Here is a 1,519-nt window from a genome sequence, read left to right as displayed (position 1 = left end):
CACCTGTCACGTACAGGTGGCTCTCTTTTTAGATCCACGGTCTTTGTTAGGAAAAATCTACAGAAAAAGGGAATATATTTGTATTTTTCTCAACAATAGCCACATCTCTCCTGTTGTTTAATAACGCTCATGGCAATTATCGCTGGTGTTCCTTAAATTAATTTTCATAAAAATCTCAAATTCCTGCTTCCGCTAAAACCCCATATAAAATTCACACAAACCGCATTACTTTTCTGAACAAAAAAGCCACTAACCATCTATTAATATGATTTTTATGCCTTTTCTTTATTTCACTTGCATAAGTTTTAGGATTATTAGATGTGTTTTTCTAACCGACATAAAAAAACCACATTAACTCCACGTACAAACCACTAAAACCAATCAATACAACGAACAACTAACACTTTAATAAATTTATTGCATCTAATATTACAGATATTCTTATTTAGCAACTTGCATGCTTACGCCTTACAAGGCTTCAGGAAGAAAAACAGTGCAATAAGAAACATCTCGCCATTTAAATTTAAGGATGAAAGTGAGTGATATGAAGTTAAGAAAACATGCTTTATCAACCCTGTCCATAGCCATTTCAACGATATTATTTACACCCATATCCCTGGCCGTAACCCCACCCACAGATGCAAATAGCGTTGTTATCATTAATAATGGCGAAGAGGTAAAAATCATTGCCTCTGAAGGTTACGATCCCGGATGGGATAATTTTACTTCTTTGACTGTAGGTAAAGACTCTAATGGCTCATTACTTATTGATAATCTTTCATTTATTACTGCCAGTGCTACCGTAGGTAATAACTCTGAAGGTACCCTCACTTTATCCAACCATACCAACTGGCAGTTTAATAGTTCTACATCCAACTTGTATTTGGGTACAAATGAAGGTTCCGGCACGGTATATGTGTTAGAAGGCAGTAAGATAAGTGGCCTGCAGGAACTAAGGATTGGTGAGTATTATGGTGATGCCAAAGGGTTGATGGTTATTGATGGGGAAAACTCATCGGTTTCCTCTAACATTGCTCTTGTTGGCGATCAGGGAATTGGCAATTTACGTATTACGAATGGCGGTACACTCACTACCTCAGCTCAGGTAGCTATTGGATATTCTTATCCAGGCAATAGTGCATCAAAAAATCGTGATAGTTATGGCGAGGTTCTGGTTGATGGTAAAAATTCAACATTGAATGCTAAATATGTTTATCTTGGTGGATTCAGCCCAGATGTTGCTTTTAATACTACCGGTATCCTTACCGTTAATAATGGTGCAACAATCAATGCCAATTCGTTTATCTGGGTTACTCTCGCACCTGGCGCCACAGGCGTTTTAAATATTGGTGGTGCGCAAGGTGAGGCTGAACAGGCTGCTGGTTCGATTAATACGCCATTTATTCATTTGGGAGCCGCAGATGCTTCTTCCTCTTCGATAGTAAACTTTAATCACTCCAGTACCGATTTTCTGCTGGCCTCACCTATTCAGGGGAACGGCCAGGTTAACCAGGTAGGT

General features: G+C 38.6%; 1 pseudogene. It reads left to right on the top strand.

The features are described from left to right. Positions 1-529 precede the first annotated feature (529 nt). Positions 530-1,519 (top strand): annotated as a pseudogene (locus tag D9736_RS23295) (autotransporter outer membrane beta-barrel domain-containing protein); the annotation flags it as partial.

Source organism: Escherichia sp. E10V10, assembly GCF_004211985.1.
Classification (GTDB): Bacteria; Pseudomonadota; Gammaproteobacteria; order Enterobacterales; family Enterobacteriaceae; genus Escherichia.
This window is presented reverse-complemented; position numbering and strand designations above follow the sequence as displayed.